Origin of the sequence: Streptococcus oralis, from assembly GCF_003943415.1 — a bacterium.
Classification (GTDB): Bacteria; Bacillota; Bacilli; order Lactobacillales; family Streptococcaceae; genus Streptococcus; species Streptococcus oralis_BJ.
This window is the reverse complement of the sequence record NZ_RJPK01000028.1, coordinates 1-753: the sequence shown is the minus strand read 5'-3', so window position 1 is coordinate 753 and position 753 is coordinate 1. Positions and strand designations below refer to the sequence as shown.

General features: G+C 52.2%; 1 pseudogene. It reads right to left on the bottom strand.

Annotated elements, in window-relative coordinates:
* Positions 1-753, bottom strand: a pseudogene (locus tag D8801_RS09690) (DNA-directed RNA polymerase subunit beta'); the annotation flags it as partial.

The following is a 753-nucleotide window of genomic DNA, read 5'->3' as shown; positions in this document are numbered from 1 at the left end:
CATCGCGTTTTCCTTTGATTGCTGCATCTGTCAGGACACGTGTTGTTTCCTGGAATGACGCGGCAGACAGGAAGGAATCCGTTTCAAGCGATGCTTTGGTGATACCGAGAAGCACCGGACGGCCTGTTGCAGGGCGTTTGCCTCCGAGCAGAACTTTTTTGTTCGCTTCGGTAAACTGGTGAATATCGAGCAGCGTGCCTGGCAGCACTTCCGTGTCGCCGGCATCGATGACACGCACTTTGCGAAGCATCTGGCGAACCATAACCTCGACGTGCTTATCCCCGATTTCAACCCCTTGCATACGATAAACCTTCTGCACTTCATGAAGGAGGTATTCTTGCACCGTCGTGATGTCAGTAACTTTCAGAAGCTCTTTCGGATCAACCGAACCTTCTGTCAGCACCTGGCCACGGGAAATTTTCTCTCCTTCAGTGACTTTCAGGCGCGCGTTGTAAGGCGCCGTATATGAACGGCTTTCGACTTCGCCCTGAACGACGATTTCCTGCTGTTTGTCACGCACTTCATTGATTTCAGCTACGACACCGTCAATTTCAGAGATCGTCGCTTGACCTTTAGGGTTTCGCGCTTCAAACAATTCCTGGATACGCGGCAAACCTTGTGTAATATCGTCTCCGGCAACCCCGCCCGTATGGAAGGTACGCATTGTTAACTGTGTACCCGGCTCACCAATGGCGGCAACCCCGCCCGTATGGAAGGTACGCATTGTTAACTGTGTACCCGGCTCACCAATGG